Origin of the sequence: Acuticoccus sp. I52.16.1 (genome assembly GCF_022865125.1) — a bacterium.
Lineage (GTDB): Bacteria > Pseudomonadota > Alphaproteobacteria > Rhizobiales > Amorphaceae > Acuticoccus.
Map to the genome: position 1 here is coordinate 4,324,907 of NZ_CP094828.1, position 18,816 is coordinate 4,343,722.

The 18,816-nt window shown below is 70.1% G+C and carries 15 protein-coding genes; 7 read left to right on the top strand and 8 right to left on the bottom strand.

Annotated elements, in window-relative coordinates; genetic code table 11:
* Positions 1 to 3 precede the first annotated feature (3 nt).
* The 4 genes from MRB58_RS19535 to dapA form a co-directional block, all read right to left on the bottom strand.
* Positions 4 to 1,056: an SDR family oxidoreductase gene (locus tag MRB58_RS19535; protein ID WP_244778761.1), complete on the bottom strand. Its 1,053-nt coding sequence runs from the start codon at positions 1,054 to 1,056 to the stop codon at positions 4 to 6.
* Between the two features lie 6 nt (positions 1,057 to 1,062).
* The gene (smpB, locus tag MRB58_RS19540; protein WP_244778762.1) at positions 1,063 to 1,536 is read right to left on the bottom strand and encodes an SsrA-binding protein SmpB; all 474 of its coding nucleotides are present in this window, start codon (positions 1,534 to 1,536) and stop codon (positions 1,063 to 1,065) included.
* Positions 1,537 to 1,561: 25 nt separating this feature from the next.
* Positions 1,562 to 1,828: a hypothetical protein gene (locus MRB58_RS19545; protein ID WP_244778763.1), complete on the bottom strand. Its 267-nt coding sequence runs from the start codon at positions 1,826 to 1,828 to the stop codon at positions 1,562 to 1,564.
* A gap of 126 nt (positions 1,829 to 1,954) precedes the next feature.
* Positions 1,955 to 2,830 carry a 4-hydroxy-tetrahydrodipicolinate synthase gene (gene dapA, locus MRB58_RS19550; RefSeq protein ID WP_244778764.1) on the bottom strand — a complete coding sequence of 292 codons (876 nt, stop codon included), beginning with the start codon at positions 2,828 to 2,830 and terminating at the stop codon, positions 1,955 to 1,957.
* 131 nt (positions 2,831 to 2,961) lie between these two features.
* On the opposite strand from dapA, the gene MRB58_RS19555 reads away from it, so the two are divergent.
* Positions 2,962 to 5,307 (top strand): lytic transglycosylase domain-containing protein, encoded by a 2,346-nt coding sequence (locus MRB58_RS19555; protein WP_244778765.1) that lies wholly within the window; start codon positions 2,962 to 2,964, stop codon positions 5,305 to 5,307.
* Between the two features lie 89 nt (positions 5,308 to 5,396).
* Positions 5,397 to 6,161, top strand: coding sequence for an alpha/beta fold hydrolase (locus MRB58_RS19560; protein ID WP_256461746.1), 765 nt, complete (start codon positions 5,397 to 5,399; stop codon positions 6,159 to 6,161).
* 78 nt (positions 6,162 to 6,239) lie between these two features.
* Here MRB58_RS19560 and MRB58_RS19565 read toward each other — a convergent pair whose 3' ends face one another.
* Entirely contained in the window at positions 6,240 to 7,424 is a 1,185-nt protein-coding gene (locus MRB58_RS19565; protein ID WP_244778766.1) for a sensor histidine kinase, read from the bottom strand.
* Positions 7,425 to 7,593: 169 nt separating this feature from the next.
* Complete coding sequence (gene trmFO, locus MRB58_RS19570) at positions 7,594 to 8,979, bottom strand: methylenetetrahydrofolate--tRNA-(uracil(54)-C(5))-methyltransferase (FADH(2)-oxidizing) TrmFO (RefSeq protein ID WP_371747205.1); 1,386 nt, start codon at positions 8,977 to 8,979, stop codon at positions 7,594 to 7,596.
* A gap of 141 nt (positions 8,980 to 9,120) precedes the next feature.
* Here trmFO and MRB58_RS19575 point away from each other — a divergent pair, with 141 nt between their 5' ends.
* Complete coding sequence (locus MRB58_RS19575) at positions 9,121 to 9,735, top strand: hypothetical protein (protein ID WP_244778768.1); 615 nt, start codon at positions 9,121 to 9,123, stop codon at positions 9,733 to 9,735.
* A gap of 222 nt (positions 9,736 to 9,957) precedes the next feature.
* Here MRB58_RS19575 and MRB58_RS19580 read toward each other — a convergent pair whose 3' ends face one another.
* Positions 9,958 to 10,113 (bottom strand): DUF1127 domain-containing protein, encoded by a 156-nt coding sequence (locus tag MRB58_RS19580; RefSeq protein WP_244778769.1) that lies wholly within the window; start codon positions 10,111 to 10,113, stop codon positions 9,958 to 9,960.
* A 229-nt stretch (positions 10,114 to 10,342) separates the two neighbouring features.
* On the opposite strand from MRB58_RS19580, the gene MRB58_RS19585 reads away from it, so the two are divergent.
* The 4 genes from MRB58_RS19585 (at position 10,343) to xylB (ending at position 15,199) form a co-directional block, all read left to right on the top strand.
* Positions 10,343 to 11,578, top strand: coding sequence for a Zn-dependent hydrolase (locus tag MRB58_RS19585; RefSeq protein WP_244778770.1), 1,236 nt, complete (start codon positions 10,343 to 10,345; stop codon positions 11,576 to 11,578).
* Between the two features lie 128 nt (positions 11,579 to 11,706).
* Positions 11,707 to 12,999, top strand: coding sequence for a nicotinate phosphoribosyltransferase (gene pncB / locus MRB58_RS19590; RefSeq protein WP_244778771.1), 1,293 nt, complete (start codon positions 11,707 to 11,709; stop codon positions 12,997 to 12,999).
* Positions 13,000 to 13,722 (top strand): hypothetical protein, encoded by a 723-nt coding sequence (locus MRB58_RS19595; RefSeq protein ID WP_244778772.1) that lies wholly within the window; start codon positions 13,000 to 13,002, stop codon positions 13,720 to 13,722.
* A 37-nt stretch (positions 13,723 to 13,759) separates the two neighbouring features.
* Positions 13,760 to 15,199, top strand: coding sequence for a xylulokinase (xylB, locus tag MRB58_RS19600; protein ID WP_244778773.1), 1,440 nt, complete (start codon positions 13,760 to 13,762; stop codon positions 15,197 to 15,199).
* A gap of 63 nt (positions 15,200 to 15,262) precedes the next feature.
* Here xylB and MRB58_RS19605 read toward each other — a convergent pair whose 3' ends face one another.
* Positions 15,263 to 18,415 (bottom strand): efflux RND transporter permease subunit, encoded by a 3,153-nt coding sequence (locus MRB58_RS19605; protein WP_244778774.1) that lies wholly within the window; start codon positions 18,413 to 18,415, stop codon positions 15,263 to 15,265.
* Positions 18,416 to 18,816: the final 401 nt, after the last annotated feature.

Below are 18,816 nucleotides of genomic sequence, written 5' to 3' on the forward strand. Positions count from 1 at the left end.
GCGTCAGCCGTCGTCGACCGGGGTATCGTCGAAGCGGTCGCGGTCCAGCCGGCGGGATTTGAAGGAGGGCTCGATCCGCGGGTCGGGCTCGATCTCGGCGCGGAAGGTGGGCACGATCCGGTCGATGATCCCGCCCGGCGCGATCGCTTCACCCAGCGACAGGAGCCGGAAGGGAAGCGGGAAGACCGACGTGCGGCGCCCGCCTTCGGTGGCGGCGACGATCTTGCGCGCGGCCCGCTCGGCGCTGATCTCGAACGGCTTGGCGCCCTTGTGACGGGCCGACATCGGGCTCGTCACGAAGCCGGGGCACAGCACCGTGACGGTGATCCCGTCGTTGATCAGGCGCGGGCGCAGGGCGTGACCGTAAGCGATGAGCCCCGCTTTCGTCGCGGAATAGACGGCGAGGTCGGGGGTCGGCATCAGCCCGGCGGTCGAGGCGACGATGCCGATGTGCCGCTCGGGCCGTGTCGTCACCGTCTGCCGGCGCATGCGCTCCACGATCACCCGGATGCAGCTGATGTTGGCGAGCAGGTTGGTGCGCACCAGCCGCTCGGTGTCCTCCGCGCTCTCCAGCGCGTTCGGGCCCGGAGGGCCGGCGGAGAGCCCGGCATTGGCGTAGAGCGCCTCGAAGGTGTAGCGCTCGGCGGTATCGTCGGCCCAGTGCTGGAAGGCCGGGGTGGTGATGTCGATCCGGCTGGTGATCGCCCGGCCGCCGCGGCGCTCGACCGCCTCCATCGCGGCCTCCAGCCCCTTCGGATTGCGCCCCACGAGGCCGAGCACCAGACCCGGCCGCGCCAGCCGCTCGGCCAGCGCCTGGCCGATGCCGCCCGATGCCCCGGTGATGATGACGAGGGGCGGCTTGGCCTCGCGCTCCGAACGGACCGCCGGGGCGGCGGGCGAGGCGAGCGGCGCTGCGGGCGTGGATGCGGAGGACGCGGCTGGCGCGGATGCGGAGGACGCATCGGGCGGCGTCCGCGTGGGTTCGGCCGGCTCGCTCGCGGTACGCTCGCCCGCGTCCGGCGGGGTGCCGGGCGGAGGGGCGGCCTCGGCGTTCACGGCCGCTCAGCCCCGCTCGCGCAGCAGACGCGCCTTGTCGCGCTGCCAATCGCGCTTCTTCTCGGTCTCGCGCTTGTCGTGCGTCTTCTTGCCCTTGGCGAGGCCGAGCTTCACCTTCGCGATGCCGCGGGCGTTGAAGTACATGCTGAGCGGCACCAGCGTCAGCCCCTCCTGCGCGATCGCGCCGATGAGCTTGCCCATCTCGCGCCGGTGCAGCAGCAGCTTCCGCGGCCGCTTCGTCTCGTGATTGAAGCGGTTCGCCTGCTGGTACTCGGGGATGTAGGCGTTATAGAGCCACAGCTCGCCGCCCGACTCGCCGGCATAGGATTCGCCCAGATTGGAGCGACCCTCGCGCAGCGACTTCACCTCCGTGCCCTGGAGCTGGATACCGGCTTCCAGGTCGTCCAGAATTTCGTAGTTGAACCGCGCCTTGCGGTTCTCGGCGACGGTGCGCGAGGCGGGATGGGGGTTCTTCGCCATGGTTCAGTCTCGCGACGGAGGTCCTCTAGTAGACGCAGATGGAATAGCCCGTGGCGTCCGACACCCAGCAGGCTCGATCCCGCTCGGACCGGAGGAACGGGCCGGGGAGCGGGACGTTCCGCCCGGTGCCGAAGTCCGCGAACGCGTCGGCAACGCCGGGGGAGGTGAGGGACACCGTGTAGAACGGCTTGCCCGGCGCACCGACGGTGAAGCTACCGTCACCGCCGGCGTAACGGAAATCGCACGCGTAGCGGCCGTCATCGTCGGTGACGCAGGTGGCAGGGCGGGCCATGACATGGGAGCCAGACAGCGTGAAGGCAATAAGGCCCAGCAAGATTCGTCGCCCCATGGAACCCCTGCCTCCCCGCGCGGGGCCGATGCTAGCCGACCCGCGCCCGCCCCACCAGCGACCTCGCCGTTAAATGAGCCCGGCGTGGGCGAGCGCCTTGTCGAGCGCGGCCTCCACCTTGCCTGACACTGGCAGGATGGGCAGGCGCAGCTCGTTCGCCATCCGGCCGAGCTTGGCGAGCGCGTACTTCGCCCCGCCCGGGCTCGGCTCCAGGAAGAGCGCGTCGTGCAACGGCATCAGCTTGTCCTGGATCGTCAGCGCCTTGGCGAAGTCGCCGGCGAGGCAGGCGTTCTGGAACTCGGCGCACAGCTTCGGCGCGACGTTCGCCGTCACCGAGATGCAGCCGACGCCGCCGTGTGCGTTGAAGGCGAGCGCCGTCGCATCCTCGCCCGACAGCTGCACGAAGGCGGGACCGCACGCGGCACGCTGGCGCGAGGGGCGGGCGAGATTGGCCGTCGCGTCCTTCACGCCGACGATGTTGACGTGTTCGGCGGCGAGCTCGGCCATCGTCTCGACCGACATGTCGATCACCGAGCGGGGCGGGATGTTGTAGATGATGATCGGCAGGCTGGTTTCCTGCGCGATGGCGGCGAAATGCGCCTTCATCCCGGCCTGGCTCGGCTTGTTGTAGTAGGGCGTCACCACGAGCACGGCCGTCGCGCCGACCGACTCGGCGTGCTGGGCGAGCGAGATCGCCTCGCGGGTGGAGTTGGAGCCGGCGCCGGCGATGACGGGCACCCGCCCCGCGGCGACCTCGACGCAAATTTCCACGACGCGCTGGTGCTCGTCATGGGTCAACGTGGGCGACTCGCCGGTCGTGCCGACGGGAACAAGCCCATGAGATCCTTCGGAAATTTGCCATTCCACATGATCGATGAACGCTTTCTCGTCCACCTTCCCATCACGGAAGGGTGTCACGAGTGCGGGCATTGATCCCTTGAACATGGCCGGGCCTTTCTTGTTGGGTGTCGATCCGGCGGGTGGGGCACGGACCGCCCTCTTGTCGGCATGCGTTACCGAAAAGGTAAGCTAGAGTTGATACTGGTCCGTAGTGCACCGGCGTTTTGGGGGACGCAATGCGGTTCTGCGTTGTGAACAGTGTGACGATACTAACTTTGGCGGCGAGTGTGGGCGCCGTGTCCGCCGCGCCGCTCTCGTCGCTGCCACGGGCTCCGGTCGCGGCCGGCGTCCTGATGGTCGACGAGCGCGTGCCGGTGCCGCAGCCCCATCCCCGCGCGGCGGCCCGAGCGGGAACGGGCACGAGTACCAGCACCAGTGCCGCGCTGCCGTCCGCCAGGATCATCGGCCGCGTCGAGAACGGGCAGGCCGTGCCGGTGGCCGCGGCCGCCTTTGCCGCCCGCGCCGACCGCGGCCCCATGAAGACCCTGTTCGAGGCCGCCGAGAAGCAGGCCGACCCGAACGCCCCCGTGGCCTCCATCGCCGCGGTCGCCGCGCGCAGCAGCTCGCCGGCGCTCCTCGCCGGGCACGGAGCGCCGCGGGCGGGCGGACCCTCTCCGTTCGCCGCGGAGGGTCGCCAGGCCAGCTCCCTCAAAGGCGCGCTCGATGCCCTGAAGGCCGACCGGTACCAGGAGGCGTTGCAGCGTCGCAACGGCCTGAGCGACCCGCTCGATCAGAAGATCGTCGACTATTTCCTGGTGCGCGCCGGCACCAACGAGCTGTCCTCCGCGATGATTGCCGACTATGCGGTGCGCGCGCCCGACTGGCCCGAGCCGGAGCTGGTGCGTGGCCGCGCCGAGGAGGCCCTCTCGCGCGAGAATCCGGGGGCCGACGCCGTCATCAAGGCGATGGGCGGGCAGGCCACCTCGCTGGTCGGCAAGCGCCTCCTCGCCAACGCGATGATCGCCGAGGGGGACGTCGCCGGCGGCATGAAACTGGTGCGCTCGGTCTGGCACGAGCGCGCGCTGGGCACCGGGCTGCAGTCCGCCTATGTCGACGACTTCGCGGCCCGCCTCACCATCGACGATCACCTGGAGCGGATCGACAAGCTGATCGCCAACAACCGGTTCGAGGAGGCGCAGGCGCTGCGGGGCCGGCTCGGCACCGGCCCGCGCGCCTACCTCGACGCGCGCATCGCGGTCGCGACCAACAACGGGCGCGGCGGCCGTGCGCTGGCGTCGGTACCGGCGGATCTGCGCAAGCGTCCCGGCTACCGTCTGGCCCAGATCGAGGAAAAGCGCCGCGAGGACGACCTCGACGCGGCCGCCCGCCTCATCGAGACCGCCTCCAAGCGCGACATCGTCGACGGGGACGCGTGGTGGGTCGAGACGCGCATCGTGGCGCGGATGATGGCCGAGAAGGGCGACGGCAAGCGCGCCTACCAGCTGGTGACGATCGGCTTTGCCGAGGGCGCCGTGGAGCGGGCGGACCAGGCCTTCCACGCTGGCTGGTTCGCCATGCGCTACCTGCGGGACGGCAACCGCGCCGCGCGCCACTTCGCCGAGCTGGAACAGATCGCGACGACGCCGCTCTCGCTCTCGCGGGCGCATTACTGGCGCGGCCGCGCCGCGGCGCTGGCGGGACACGGCGGCGAAGCGCGCACCGCCTACAACGAGGCCGCGCACTTCGGCTTCACCTATTACGGCCAGCTGGCCCGCGCCGAGATCGGCGCAAGCGGCACCGGTGTCGGCCGCGCGCCGGACCCCACGCCGTCCGACCGGGCGATGTTCGCGCGCAACGAGGTCGCCGAGGCGGTCTCGCGGCTCATCAAGTCCGGCCACAAGCACCGGATCGCCACGCTGCTCGCCCACCTGGCGAAGACGGTGCCGACGCCCGGGCAGGCAGCCCTCGCCGCGCAGCTCGCGGACGAGGCTGGCTACCCGCATCTGGCGCTGATGGTCGCCAAGGATGCGCAGCGGCGCGGGCTCGACGTCGGCCGGCTCGCCTATCCCAGCAACGCCATCCCGCACACCGCGAAGGTGCCGACCGGGCTCGACCGGGCGGTGGTGTTCTCGATCGCGCGGCAGGAATCGGAGTTCAATCCGGGCGCCGTCAGCCCCGTCGGCGCCAGCGGGCTCATGCAGGTGATGCCGCAGACAGCGGCCGCCATGGCACGCGAGCTGGGCCTCAGCCACTCGCAGTCGAAGCTCACCAGCGACCCCGGCTACAACGCGACGCTGGGCGCGGCCTACCTCGCCAAGCGCCTCGGCAACTACAACGGCTCCTACATCCTCACCTTCGCCGCCTACAACGCTGGCGCGGGGCGGGTGAACGAGTGGATCCAGCGCTTCGGCGACCCGCGCGACCCCAACGTCGACGCGCTGGCCTGGGTCGAGGATATTCCATATCCCGAGACGCGAAACTACGTGCAGAGGGTGATGGAGAACGTGCAGGTCTACCGCGAGGCGCTCGGCACGGGGCGCCTGGCGATCGAGACGGACCTGTCGCGAGGGAGGCAGAGCTGAGCGCGAACCTGACGACACCCGCGCGCGACGGGACGATCATCAACGCCGAGACCTTCGGCCCGGAGGCCGACCCCCGGCCCATCATCTGCCTGCCCGGCCTCAGCCGCAACGCGCGCGACTTCCGCGCCCTGGCGACGGCGCTGTCGACGCCGGACGGGTGGCCGGCGCGCCGGGTGATCGTCGTCGAATCGCGCGGTCGGGGGCGGTCCGGATGGGCCGAGACGAAAAGCTACAACGTCCTGCAGGAGCTCGACGATCTCCTCGTCTGCCTCGATGCGTGGGGCGTGGAGCGGGCGCAGTTCATCGGCACCTCGCGTGGTGGGCTGCTGACGATGCTGCTGGCGATGAAGGCGCCGGAGCGGATCGACCGCGCCATCCTGAACGACATCGGCCCCACCATCGAGCGGAGCGGCCTGGCGCGGATCGCGAGCGGGATCGGCAAGAAGATGGATCACGATTCCTACGAGGCGCTGGCCGACCATCTGGCCGAGACGCAAGGCTCGCAGTTCCCCCGGATGCCGCGCACCAAGTGGATCCGCTTCGCCAAGCAGCTGGCCTCACCCAACGACGCCGGCGGCGTGACGCTGGACTTCGACCCGCGCCTCGCCGAGACGGTGCGCGGTTACGACCCGGCCGAGCCGGCGCCGGACTTCTGGCCCGGCTTCGACGCGCTCTGCGGGCGCCCGGTGTTGGTCGTGCGCGGGGCCCACTCGGACCTCCTGTCGGCCGCGACGGTCGAGTCGATGCGCCGCCGCCACCGCGGCCTCGGCACCCTGGTGGTGCCGGACGAGGGTCACGCGCCGTTCCTGTGGGACCGCCACAGCATCGAGGCGATCAGCGGCTTCCTGAGCTGAAGATCGTCATCGCCGAACGCAAAAACGCCCCGCCGCGGCATCCGCGACGGGGCGTTTTTCGTTGTGCGGCCGGTGCGCCTACTCGGCGGCGGTGGCCGGTTCCTTGGTGCTCTCCTTCACGCTCTCGGCGGCGCGGCGGGGGGCGGTGGTCGGCTTGTTGGCCGCCGGCTCGGAGCGCAGCACGGCGGACTTGCGGGTCGCCTTGGGGGCGATCATCGTCCCGGAAGAGGCGAGGTCGTTGGCGCGGGTGCGGTTGGGCACGCGGATGAAGCAGGAGGTGCCCATCGGCCCGCTCTCGCGCTCGATCTCGCCTTCCAGCGTGGCGAGGTACATGTCGACCAGGCGCATGCCGAGGCCGGTCGACTTCGGGTCGACATGATCCTTGTCGAAGCCGATGCCGTTGTCGGTCACGGTGATGTGGATCTCGTCGCCGCGGTCCAGCATGTGGACGCGGATCGAGCCGATGTCCTGCCGCCCGTTGAAGGCGTACTTCGCCGCGTTGGCGACCAGCTCGTTGACCACCGCGCCCAGCGCGATCGCATCGTCGATCGACATCGGCAGGTCGTCGCCGCGCACCTCGATGGACCAGCCCATGTGCTCGGAGGTCGCCATCTGCTCGATGGAATGGCACACGCGCTCGAAGTAGGGGCGAAGCTGGACGATGCCGGTGTTGTCGTGGATCGCCAGCAGTTCGTAGAGCGAACCCATCGATTCGACGCGCAGGGCGATGCGCTGGAGCACCTCGCGGCCCATCTCGTCCTCGAGCTGGCGGCCTTCGATGCGCAGCATGGAAAGGATCGAGGCGATGTTGTTCTTCACCCGGTGATGGACCTCGGTCATCATCGCGTGGGTCTTCTCGACGCTCTCGTCGGCGGCGCGAGAGGCCATCACCGCGTTGGTCGCGTCCTCGATCTTGACGAGCATCTGCCCGGTCGGCGCGCCGGCGCGCGAGACCCTGCGGGCGGAGACGTTCAGAACGCGCGCGCCGATGACGGGGAAGGTCTGCTCCAGCTTGTAGCCCCGCACGTCGACATCGTGGGGGATGACGGATTCCAACAGCGAGCGCAGGGACGGCTCGTCCCAGATCTCGGCATGGACCTCGAAGATGGAGTGCCCGAGGGTCTCCGCTTCGGTTCCGCCAAACAACTGATAATAAGCCAAATTCGCAAACTGGACGACGAGGTCGCTATCGACGACCAGCATGGCCGACATCATCGAGTTGACGATGTCCTTGTAGTGTACCGAAGGGTCCGTCACGGCCATGCGCATACTCTGTTCCGTTCATCGGCCGCCGCGGATCGCGCGCCTCGATAAGGTGACCGATGCTTTATACAGCGTCTTGCAATCGATGCGAAGGCATCAACCAGTCATTTGCGACGTTTCAGATGTGCAGCTGACGTGCAACACCTTAACAAGTCGACAACGCCAGCCGCTACTCTGCGGCCTGCGGCACGGGCGTCTGGGCCATCCATGCGGCGAAATCCTCGCGCGCCCGCTCGGCATAGGCCGCTTTGCGGCCCGCCTTGCGCTGGCCGCGACCTTTTCGCCCCGTTGCAATCGGCGTCACCGGCGGGAAGAGGCCGAAGTTGACGTTCATCGGCTGGTAGGACCGCGGTCCGGTGCTTTCATGCGATAAATGGCCGCCGGTGATGTGGGCCAGGAGCGCGCCCATCGCCGTGGTCTGAGGCGGCACGGTCGCGATGGTGCCGGAAAGCTCGGCCGCGGCGAACCGGCCGGCCATCAGCCCGGTCGAGGCCGCCTCGACATAGCCCTCGCAGCCGGAGATCTGGCCGGCGAAACGCAGGTTCGGCGCCGTCTTGAGCCGCAGCGTGGGGTCCAGGAGGCGCGGTGCGTCGATGTAGGTGTTGCGGTGCAGCCCGCCCAGGCGCGCGAACTCCGCGTTCTGCAGGCCGGGGATCATCCGCAACACCTCGGCCTGCGCGCCGTAGCGCAGCTTGGTCTGGAAGCCGACCATGTTGAACAGCGTGCCCAACGCGTTGTCCTGCCGCAGCTGGACGATCGCGTGTGCCTTTACCTGGGGATCGCGGGGATTGGTGAGGCCGATGGGCTTCATGGGCCCGTGCCGCAGCGTCTCGCGGCCCCGCTCGGCCATCACCTCGATCGGCAGGCACCCGTCGAAGTAGGGGGTGTCCTCGAACTCGTGGAAGTCGACCCGGTCGGCGGCGAGCAGCGCATCGATGAACGCCTCGTACTCGTCGCGCGTCATCGGGCAGTTGAGATAGTCGGCGCCGGTGCCGCCGGGGCCGGGCTTGTCGTAGCGCGACTGGAACCAGGCGACGTCCATGTCCACGCTCTCGCGGTAGACGATGGGGGCGATCGCGTCGAAGAAGGCGAGCGCGTCGGCGCCCGTGGCGGCGGCGATCGCGGCCGACAGCGCGTCCGAGGTGAGGGGGCCGGTGGCGATGATCGCCGGGCCCGCGGGCAGCGCCGTCACCTCCTCGCGCAGGACGGTGATGTTGGGATGCGCCTCGATGGCGGCGGCGACGGCGGCGGAGAAGCCCTCCCGATCGACCGCCAGCGCGCCGCCGGCGGGAACCTGGTGCGCATCGGCCGAGCGCATGATGATGGAGCCGAGGTCGCGCAGCTCGGCGTGCAGGACGCCCACCGCGTTGCTGGTGGCATCGTCCGAGCGGAAGGAGTTGGAGCAGACCAGCTCGGCGAGGGCGTGGGTTTTGTGCGCCGGGGTCATGCGCGTCGGGCGCATCTCGTGGATGCGCACGGTGTGACCCGCCTCGGCCAATTGCCAAGCTGCTTCAGAACCGGCGAGGCCGCCGCCAATCACGTCAATGTCTGCCATGGCGCTCATGATGGAGATGCCGCGCGCCCGCTTCAAGGCGCGATCGATGCGCGATCACTTCTAGGCGAGATTGTGGATGGCGCCGGCCGCACGCGCGACAGCTCCGGCCCCGCACCGTAAACGAGGGGCTGGAGGTGCGACGTGCGGCATAGTTCCGGCCTATTCCTGCTCTGCGCTCTGACGCTGCTGGCCGGCTGCGCCGAGCTCAGCAAGGGCGAGCCGACGACGTGGTACGCCGCGCACGGCGGCGTCGCCCCGCGGGAGATGGGGCGGGTGGTCGTGTGTCACGGCTTCGGCTGCCACCGCAAGACGGCGTTCACCTTCGGCCCTGCCGACATCGCGCGTATGAAGAAGCTCGTCGGCAACGGTTCGGCCGAAGACGAGCGCGCCGGGGTGCGGCGCATGATCGCCTGGGCGGAGACGCGTGTCGCGCCGACGGTGGGGTCGGAGGACGACGTCGGGGGGCTGGACCTGCGCAACTCCGGTGTCGTCGGCCAGATGGACTGCATCGACGAGGCCACCAACACCACGAGCTACCTCATGGTGGCGCAGGAGGCGGGCCTCCTGAAGCACCACCGCGTCGGCAGTCCGGTGTCGCGCGGCTATTTCCTCGACCTGCGCTACCCGCACGCGACGGCGGTGCTGTTGGGCGAGGACGAGGCCTGGGCGATCGATTCCTGGCCCGCCGCCAACGGCGTGCCGCCGGACGTGATGCCGCTCGACACCTGGTTCGCGCAGTCCCCCGCGCGACCTTAGCGCGCCGCGCGTCACGGCATTCGCCGCGCCGGGCGCGGTCAGACCCCGCCGGCCCGCACCGCAGCTATGCGCGGCGGCGGATATCGGTCAGGCGCGAACCATCTTATGTCGTCAGCGACCGGCGTGCCGGCTCTCCGCCTGTGTCCGTAAAATGCAAAAACGCGCCGGACGGGCTGAGCCGCGGCGCGTTTCGCTGATCATGTAGTTCCAGGTATTGCGCAATTAAATGCGCCCGTGGCGGGTCCGCGCGAGCGACTGGATCTCGTCACGGAAGACGCCGATGTCGATCAGCTGCCGATCCGGCAGGCGAGACAACTGGTCGACCGTGCGGCGATATTCAAACCAATCGGTCATGGCGCGACGCATGCGTTGCATCATCTCTTCAGCTCATCCGTTCAACTGTTACCAACACGCCCAATGTAAGCGATCGGGCGTCGAACGTGACCGCCCACGTGGGCATGGCTGCGTTGTCGATCGTCCGGGCCAGCGGTCAGCTCCGTGCAATTGCGGCCGCCACGGCGCGGCGCCGGCCCGGATCGGCGGCTGGCGGCCGCGCCCGGCCGTCCCTACGCTGTGGCGTGAACGCCTCAGCCGAGGGAGATCGAACGTGCGCGCCCACATCAACTCCGACCGGTTGGCTGCCCTGCTCGGCGCCATCAACCGCTTCGGCGCAGACCCGGCGACCGGCGGCTACGACCGCCGCGCCTTCTCGGCGGCCGATATGGACGTGCGCCGCTGGCTCCTCGACACCATGCGCCGCGACGGGCTGGAGGCGTGGATGGACCCCGTCGGCAACGTCGTCGGCCGCTTCGGTCCGCCGGGGCCGGCCGTGGTCGTCGGCTCCCACCTCGACACCGTCCCCGCCGGCGGCGCGTTCGACGGGGCGCTCGGCGTCGCGGCCGGGCTCGAGTGTGTGCGCGCCGTCCGTGAGGCGGGGCTGGCGCTGCAACGGCCGATCGAGGTGCTCGCCACGGCCGACGAAGAGGGGCGTTTCGGCGGCATGCTGGGAAGCCAGGCGATCGCCGGACTGCTGCCGCCCGGGTGGATCGCGGATGCGCGCGACGCCGAGGGAGTCCCGCTCGCCGAGGCGATGCGGGCCGCCGGGCTGGACCCGGCGCAGGCCGATGCGGCGCGGCGCGACCCGGCCGGGCTCCACGCCTTCCTGGAGCTCCACATCGAGCAGGGCCCCGTCCTCGAGGCGCAGGGGCGCGACATCGGCGTCGCCACCGGCATCTCCGGGTGCGCGCTGCTGGCGGTGACGCTGACGGGGGCCGCCAACCACTCCGGCACGACCCCGATGGACATGCGCCGCGACGCCCTCGTCGGCCTGTCGCACGTCGGCGCGGCGTTGCCGCAGATCGCCCGGACGGTCGGCACCGACGACGCCCGGCTCACCATCGGCTTCGTCGAGCTGACGCCGAACCAGCCGCATACGATCCCCGGCGAAGCCACGTTCACCATCGTCCTGCGCGACGTGGAGCGCGGAGCGATGGAGGCGATGGCCGCCGCGATCGACACGCGGCTGCGCGAGGTGTGTGCGCAGACCGGGCTCGCCTATGCGCTTGCGACGCGCAGCTGGCTCGACCCGGTCGCGCTCGACGCCGGGGTGCGGGGGAGGCTGATGGACGCTGCCCGCAGCCTCGGCGCCGATCCGGTGACGATGCCCTCCGGCGCCGGCCACGACGCGCAGATGATGGCGAGCGTGTGCCCCGCGGGGCTCCTCTTCGTGCCGAGCCGCGGCGGGATCAGCCATGCGCCGGAGGAATTTACCCCGTGGTCCGCCATCGAGCGCGGCGCGGAGGTGCTGCTGTGCGCGGTCGCCGACCTCGCCTCCGGGGACTGAGCCCGCGCCCCATCGACCTGCACGCGCGCGCGGCGGCGATGCGGGGGGCGGCAATTTTCCGGACCATCTGCTATGCAACGCCGGTCGGTTTTGCGTAAACCGCAAGCAGGACTGTACCGGAGGACGTCTTGGTCGACATCGCCACGCGTGTTTGGAACCATAAGTGGAAGATCGACCCGATCGTCCGCTCCTTGATCGACACCGACTTCTACAAGCTCCTGATGTGCCAGTCGGTGCATCGCAACAAGCCGAACACGCGCGTTACCTTCCAGCTCATCAATCGCTCCAAAGATATCCGCCTCGCCGACCTGATCGACGAAGGCGAGTTGCGCGAGCAGCTCGATCATATTCGATCGCTCTCCTTGTCGCGTGGCGAATCCACTTGGTTGCGCGGCAACACGTTCTACGGCAAGCGGCAGATGTTCTCGCCGGAGTTCATGGCCTGGTTCGAGGCGTTGAAGCTGCCGCCCTACACGCTGGAGAAGCGCGACGGGCAGTACGAGCTGACCTTCGAGGGCGCCTGGCCGGAGGTGATGCTGTGGGAGATCCCCGCGCTCGCGGTGCTGATGGAGCTGCGCTCGCGCGCCGTCCTCAACAAGATGGCCCGGTTCGAGATCGAGGTCCTCTACGCCCGCGCGATGACCAAGCTGTGGCAGAAGGTCGAGCGGCTGCGCACGGTCCCGGAGATCGCCATCGCCGACTTCGGCACCCGCCGTCGCCACTCCTTCCTGTGGCAGGACTGGTGCGTGCAGGCGATGATCGAGGGGCTGGGTGCGTCCTTCACCGGCACCTCCAACTGCCTCATCGCCCAGCGGCGCGAGGTGGAGGCGATCGGCACCAACGCGCATGAGCTGCCGATGGTCTATGCCGCGCTCGCCGATTCGGACGAGGCGCTCGCTCAGGCGCCCTACCAGGTCCTCGCCGACTGGCACGAGGAGCATGTCGGCAACCTGAGGATCGTCCTGCCCGACACGTACGGCACCAAGGGCTTCCTCGACAATGCGCCGGATTGGCTGGCGGGGTGGACCGGGGTGCGGGTCGATTCGGGCGATCCCGCCTGGGCGGCCGAGACGGCGATCGCCTGGTGGCGCGCGCGTGGCGAGGATCCGACGCAAAAGCGCATCATCTTCTCCGACGGCCTCGACGTGGAGACGATGCTCTTCCTTCAGGCCCGCTTCGCCGACCGCGCCCGCGTCTCCTTCGGCTGGGGCACCCTGCTCACCAACGACTTCCGCGGTCTCGTCGCGGGCGACGCGCTGAAGCCGTTCAGCCTGGTGTGCAAGGCCGTCTCCGCTGACGGGCGCCCCACCGTGAAGCTCTCGGACAATCCGGAGAAGGCGACCGGGCCGCAGAGCGAGATCGCCCGCTACAAGCGCGTCTTCGGTGTCGGCGCGCAGACCCCGATGCCCGTCACGGTCTAGATGGCGCCGCGCATCCGCGTCGACCCGTCCGTGCGCGCCAAGGCGGTGCTGGCGGCGGAGGAGTGGCTGCAGCGCGGGCGCACCGGGTGGTGGCGGAGCCGCCGGACGGTCCCCCCGGCGCTCGGCCCGCGGGCGGCGGACGCGGCCGCCGTCATCGCCCCGCTCGTCGCCGGTCGCAGCGTCGCGCTCGTCGGCAACGCGTCCAGCCTGCTGGCGCACCCACCCGCCGGGATCGACGATCACGACGTGGTGGTGCGCATCAACCGCGGCGCCCACGTCGCCGAGCGGGCCGGCACCATCGGCGCGCGGACCGACGTGGTGCTGGTGGCCGGCCGGCGCATGGCGATCGGCCTGGCGGTGGACGCGCGCACGCTGCGCCGGCCCCCGGCACACATGCTCTTCATGGGCGTTCGCGACCGGCCGCGGCTACCGGCCTGGCTGGTCCGCCGGCTCAGCTTCTACCCCGCCGCGTGGCATGGCGCGCTGGAGGCCGAACTCGGCGCCAGCCCGTCCACCGGCGCGGCGGGTATCGATCTCCTGACCCGCCTCGTCGGCGACGGCGAGGTGCATCTCTACGGCTTCGACTTCTGGGGCACGCCGACGAGCTACAACCTGCGCACCAAGATCGGCCCGCACGCCCCGAACGCGGAGGCAGACTTCGCGCTGCGGCGCGTGGGGGCGGGGCGCATCCACGGCTGGTCGCCTCCGCCGGCGACCGGCTAAACCAACCCGAGCACGCAACGCACGAGCGAGACCTCCTATGTACCTGGGCCTGGACCTCGGCACCTCCGGACTGAAGGGCGTCGTCATCGACGAGGATCAACGGCCCGTCGCCGAGGCGGTCGCGCCTCTGTCGGTCGCGCGGCCGCACGCGGGCTGGTCGGAACAGGACCCGGCCCACTGGATCGCCGCGGCCGAGGAGGTGCTGACCCGCCTTGCGGCGGCGACGTCGCTGGCGGCGGTGAAGGGCATCGGCCTCTCGGGCCAGATGCACGGCGCGACGCTGCTGGCGGCCGACCACGAGCCGCTGCGCCCGGCGATCCTGTGGAACGACACGCGCGCCAGCGCCGAGGCCGCCGCGCTCGACGCCATGCCGATGTTCCGCGCGATCTCGGGCAACATCGTCTTCCCCGGCTTCACCGCGCCCAAGCTCGTCTGGGCCAAGGCGCATGAGCCGGAGGTCTTCGCCAAGACGGCGCTGGTGCTTCTGCCGAAGGACATGCTGCGATTGTGGCTGACGGGCGAGGCGGTGAGCGACCCGTCCGACGCCGCCGGCACCAGCTGGCTCGACACCGGCGCCCGCACCTGGTCCGACGCGCTGCTGGGCGCCTGCGACATGAGCCGGGCACAGATGCCGCGCCTGGTGGAAGGCTCCGCCCCCTCGGGTGCGCTGCGTGACAGCATCGCCACCCGCTTCGGCTTCGCGCCGGGGGTCGTCGTCGCGGGCGGCGCGGGGGACAACGCCGGCGCTGCGGTCGGCATGGGCGTGATCGCGCCGGGGCAGGCTTTCCTCTCGCTCGGCACCTCGGGCGTGCTCTTCGCCCCGTCGCCCGGCTACGACCCCGATCCCGAGACTTCGGTCCACACCTTCTGCCACGCCCTGCCCGAGCGGTGGCACCAGATGGGCGTGATCCTGGCAGCCAGCGATGCGCTGAGCTGGCACGCCGGGCTCGTCGGCGCCGACCCGGCGACGTTGACGGGGGAGGTGGGGAAGCTGCGGGCCCCCTCCGGCACCACGTTCCTGCCCTACCTCGGCGGTGAGCGCACGCCGCACAACGACGCGCGCATCCGCGGTGCCTTCTTCGGCCTCGGCCACGAGACCGACCGCGTCGCCGCCACCCGCGCGGTGATGGAGGGGGTCGCCTTCGCCGTCGCGGACTGCCGCGATGCGCTGGAGGCGGCCGGGACGCGGGTGGAGCGGGCGATCGCCGTCGGCGGCGGCAGCCGCTCGCGCGCATGGCTCGAGATCATGGCGAGCGCGCTGGAGATCCCGATCGACGTGCCGGTCGCGGGTGACTACGGCGCCGCCTTCGGCGCGGCGCGGCTGGGCCAGATGGCGGCGACAGGCGGCGGTGCGGAGCTCTGCACGCCCCCGGCGATCGCCGAGACGATCGAGCCCGACCGCAGCCTCGCCGGCGCCTTCGCCGCCGCCCACGCCCGCTACAATGCGCTCTACCTGGCGCTGCGCGGCATCCGCTGAGCCGCCGCCACGCCCAAGAAAAAGGCCGGCTCATCGAGCCGGCCTCTTCGTGTCAGGGTCCCGTCATTCCGCCGGCGTCGGGGCCGGCGCGTCGGCCTGCGGCGTCTTCTTGCGGCGGAAGGACAAGAGCCGCACCAGCCGCTGCACCGCCACGAAGAAGATCGGGACGAAGACCACGCCCAGCACCGTCGCCGACAGCGTGCCGCCCAGGACGCCCGAGCCGATCGCGTTGCGGCCGGTGGAGCCCGCCCCGGTCGACAGCACCAGCGGAAGAACGCCCAGCGAGAAGGCCATCGACGTCATGATGATCGGCCGGAAGCGCTGCCGGGCGGCCTCTTTCGCGGCCGTCACCGGGTCCTCCCCGCCTTCCATCCGATCACGTGCGAACTCGACGATGAGGATCGCGTTCTTGCCTGTCAGGCCGATGACGGTCAGCAGGCCCACCTGGAAGAAGACGCCGTTGTCGAACCCGCCGAGATAGGCGCCCGCCAGCGCGCCCAAGACGCCGATCGGCATCGCCAGCATCACCGCGAACGGGATCGCCCAGCTCTCGTAGAGCGCGGCGAGCGACAGGAACACGGCCGCCAGCGACAGCGCGTAGAGGAGCGGCGCCTGCGACCCGGACTCGATCTCCTCCAGCGACAGCCCCGTCCACGCCACCGCGAAGCCTGGGAGATCGGCCGCCAGCCGCTCCACCTCCGCGATCGCCTGTCCGGTGGTGACGCCCGGCGCGGGTGAGCCCTGGATCTGCATCGCCGGGATGGCGTTGTAGCGGTAGAGGCCTTGCGGGCCGTAGCGCCAGTTGCCGGTGGCGAAGTTGGCGAAAGGCACGAGCCCGCCTTCGTCGTTCGACACGCGCCACAGCCGGAGGTCTTCCGGCGCCGAGCGGGCGGACGGCTCGCCCTGGACGTAGACGCGCTTGACCCGGCCCTGGTTGAGGAAGTCGTTCACATAGGATCCGGCCCAGGCGATCTGCAGCAGATCGCCGACATCGGTCGCGGTGACGCCCATCGCGCCGGCGGCCCGCCAGTCGATGTCGAGGTTGAACTGGGCGGCATCCTCCAGCCCGTTGGGGCGGGCCGAGGCGATCAGCGGGGAGGCGGCCATCGCCCCCAGCAACTGATTGCGCGCGGTGAGGAGCTGCTCGTGCGTCTGCCCGCCGCGGGCCTGGAGGTAGAAGTCGAAGCCGGACACGTTGCCCAGCTCGATCACCGCCGGCGGCACCACGGGGAAGACCATCGCGTCCTGGATCTGGCTGAGCGCCCCGTAGGCGCGGCCGGCCATGGCGTGGACCTCCTGGCCGGGCTCGGTGCGCTCGTCCCAGTCGTTCAGGCGCACGAACCCGATGCCCATGTTCTGCCCGCCGCCCGCGAACGAGAAGCCGACCACCGTGAAGATCGAGGTGACGTCGGCCGCCTCGGTGTCGAGGAAGTGATCCTCGATGGTCTGGACGGTCTCCAGCGTGCGCCCGGCGGTGGCCCCCGTCGGCGCCTGGACCAGGGTGAACATGATCCCCTGGTCCTCCTCCGGCAGGAAGCCCGTCGGCGTGTTGATGAAGAGGTAGACCATGCCGGCGGCGAGGGCGGCGTAGATGATGCCCATCCTCAACGGCCGACCGGCGGTGGCGCCGACGAGCCCGGCATAGCCCGATTGGGTGGCGTTGAAACCGCGGTTGAACCAGCCGAACGGGCCACGCTTTTGCGTGCCGTGCTGCTTCGGCGTCTTGAGGAGCTGGGCGCAGAGGGCGGGCGTCAACGTCACGGCGACGACCACCGAGAGCGCCATCGCCGAGACGATGGTGATGGCGAACTGCTTGTAGATGACGCCGGTCGACCCGCCGAAGAAAGCCATCGGCACGAACACCGCCGACAGCACCATCGCGATGCCGATCAGCGCGCCGGTGATCTGCCCCATGGACTTGCGCGTCGCCTCGCGCGGCGACAGGCCTTCCTCTTCCATGATGCGCTCGACGTTCTCCACCACCACGATCGCATCGTCGACGAGCAGGCCGATGGCGAGCACCATCGCCAGCATCGTCAAGGTGTTGATGGAAAAGCCGGCCGCCGCCAGCACGCCGAAGGTGCCCAAGAGCACGACCGGCACCGCGAGCGTCGGGATCAACGTCGCGCGCAGGTTCTGCAGGAACAGCAGCATCACGAAGAAGACGAGGACGATCGCCTCGAACAGCGTGTGGACGACCGATTCGATCGAGATCGTGACGAACGGCGTCGTGTCGTAGGGGATGACGTAGCTGACGCCCTCGGGGAAGAACTCGGCGAACTCGTCCAGCCTCTCGCGCACGGCGGTCGCGGTGTCGAGCGCGTTGGCGCCGGTGGCGAGCTGGATCGCCATGCCGGAGGCCGGCTGGCGGTTGTAGCGGGCGATGGTGCGGTAGGTCTCGGCGCCGACCTCCACGCGCGCCACGTCCTGCAGCAGCACCAGGCCGCCGTCGGTCTCGGCACGCACGACGATCTGCTCGAAGTCCTGCGGCGTCTGCAGCAGCGACTGCGCGGTGATCGTGGCGTTGAGCTGCTGGCCCTCGATCGCGGGCAGGCTGCCGAACTCACCGGCCGAGATCTGCGCGTTCTCCGAGGCGATGGCGTTGACGACCGTCTCGGCCGACAGCTCGTAGGCGGCGAGCTTGGAGGGGTCGAGCCAGATGCGCATCGCGTACTGCGAGCCGAACACCTGGACCTGGCCGACGCCGTCGATCCGGCTCATCTCGTCGACCATGTTGGAGACGAGGTAGTCGGACAGGTCCACCTGATCGAGGGTGCCGTCCTCGGAGATGAGGCCGATCACCATGAGGAAGCCGGCAGAGGACTTTTCCACCGGGATGCCCTGGCGCTGCACCTGTTCGGGAAGGAGCGGCGTCGCCTGACTGAGGCGGTTCTGCACCTGGACCTGGGCGATGTCCGGGTCGGTGCCGGTGCGGAAGGTCAGCGTGATCTCGGCCTGACCGGTCGACGTCGAGTTGGAGGAGATGTAGCGCAGGCCGTCGAGCCCGGTCATCTGCTGCTCGATCACCTGGGTGACCGTGTTGGCCACCGTCTCGGCCGAGGCGCCGGGATAGGTCGCGGTGATCGAGACCGAAGGCGGCGCGATCTGTGGGTACTGGGCGACCGGTAGCGTCAGGATCGCCAGGACGCCGATGCCCATGATGATGATCGAGATCACCCAGGCGAAAACGGGACGATCGATGAAGAACTGAGCCATCGTTGAGCCTTCGCAGCCAATCGCGTGCCGCTGCACGCATTCATATTTCAGCCTAGAGCACGTTCCATGCGCGCGCTCCAGAGCGATTTTCGCGGAGCCGCCACCGGGCGACGCCGGTCCGCGCCGATGCCACGCGCGGGGCGGGCGGCCGTGGTACGCCGCGCCTCGACGGTGGGGAGGCAAAGGCGGCAAAACGGCGCCTCGAGGTCGTGCGTTGGTCCTGGATTGAGGTGGAAACCGGACAGCGGGTACGCCGCCCAAGCTGGAAAACGCCTCCTTACCTTATCGCGCGTGCATTTGCCTATGCGGCGCAATGCATCACTGAATTGCACTGCCCAACCGAGCGGCAATCGGCCGCCGCGGTCACACGGGGTCCGGCGCAGCCCGGCGGGCTAGCGGGG

Bases quoted from the DNA above. Each gene is read 5' to 3' on its own strand.
- dapA (WP_244778764.1), bottom strand. From the start codon at position 2,830: ATGTTCAAGGGATCAATGCCCGCACTCGTGACACCCTTCCGTGATGGG.
- MRB58_RS19565 (WP_244778766.1), bottom strand. From the start codon at position 7,424: ATGGCCGTGACGGACCCTTCGGTACACTACAAGGACATCGTCAACTCG.
- trmFO (WP_371747205.1), bottom strand. From the start codon at position 8,979: ATGGCAGACATTGACGTGATTGGCGGCGGCCTCGCCGGTTCTGAAGCA.
- MRB58_RS19545 (WP_244778763.1), bottom strand. From the start codon at position 1,828: ATGGCCCGCCCTGCCACCTGCGTCACCGACGATGACGGCCGCTACGCG.
- MRB58_RS19555 (WP_244778765.1), top strand. From the start codon at position 2,962: ATGCGGTTCTGCGTTGTGAACAGTGTGACGATACTAACTTTGGCGGCG.
- MRB58_RS19595 (WP_244778772.1), top strand. From the start codon at position 13,000: ATGGCGCCGCGCATCCGCGTCGACCCGTCCGTGCGCGCCAAGGCGGTG.
- smpB (WP_244778762.1), bottom strand. From the start codon at position 1,536: ATGGCGAAGAACCCCCATCCCGCCTCGCGCACCGTCGCCGAGAACCGC.
- MRB58_RS19605 (WP_244778774.1), bottom strand. From the start codon at position 18,415: ATGGCTCAGTTCTTCATCGATCGTCCCGTTTTCGCCTGGGTGATCTCG.
- xylB (WP_244778773.1), top strand. From the start codon at position 13,760: ATGTACCTGGGCCTGGACCTCGGCACCTCCGGACTGAAGGGCGTCGTC.
- MRB58_RS19580 (WP_244778769.1), bottom strand. From the start codon at position 10,113: ATGATGCAACGCATGCGTCGCGCCATGACCGATTGGTTTGAATATCGC.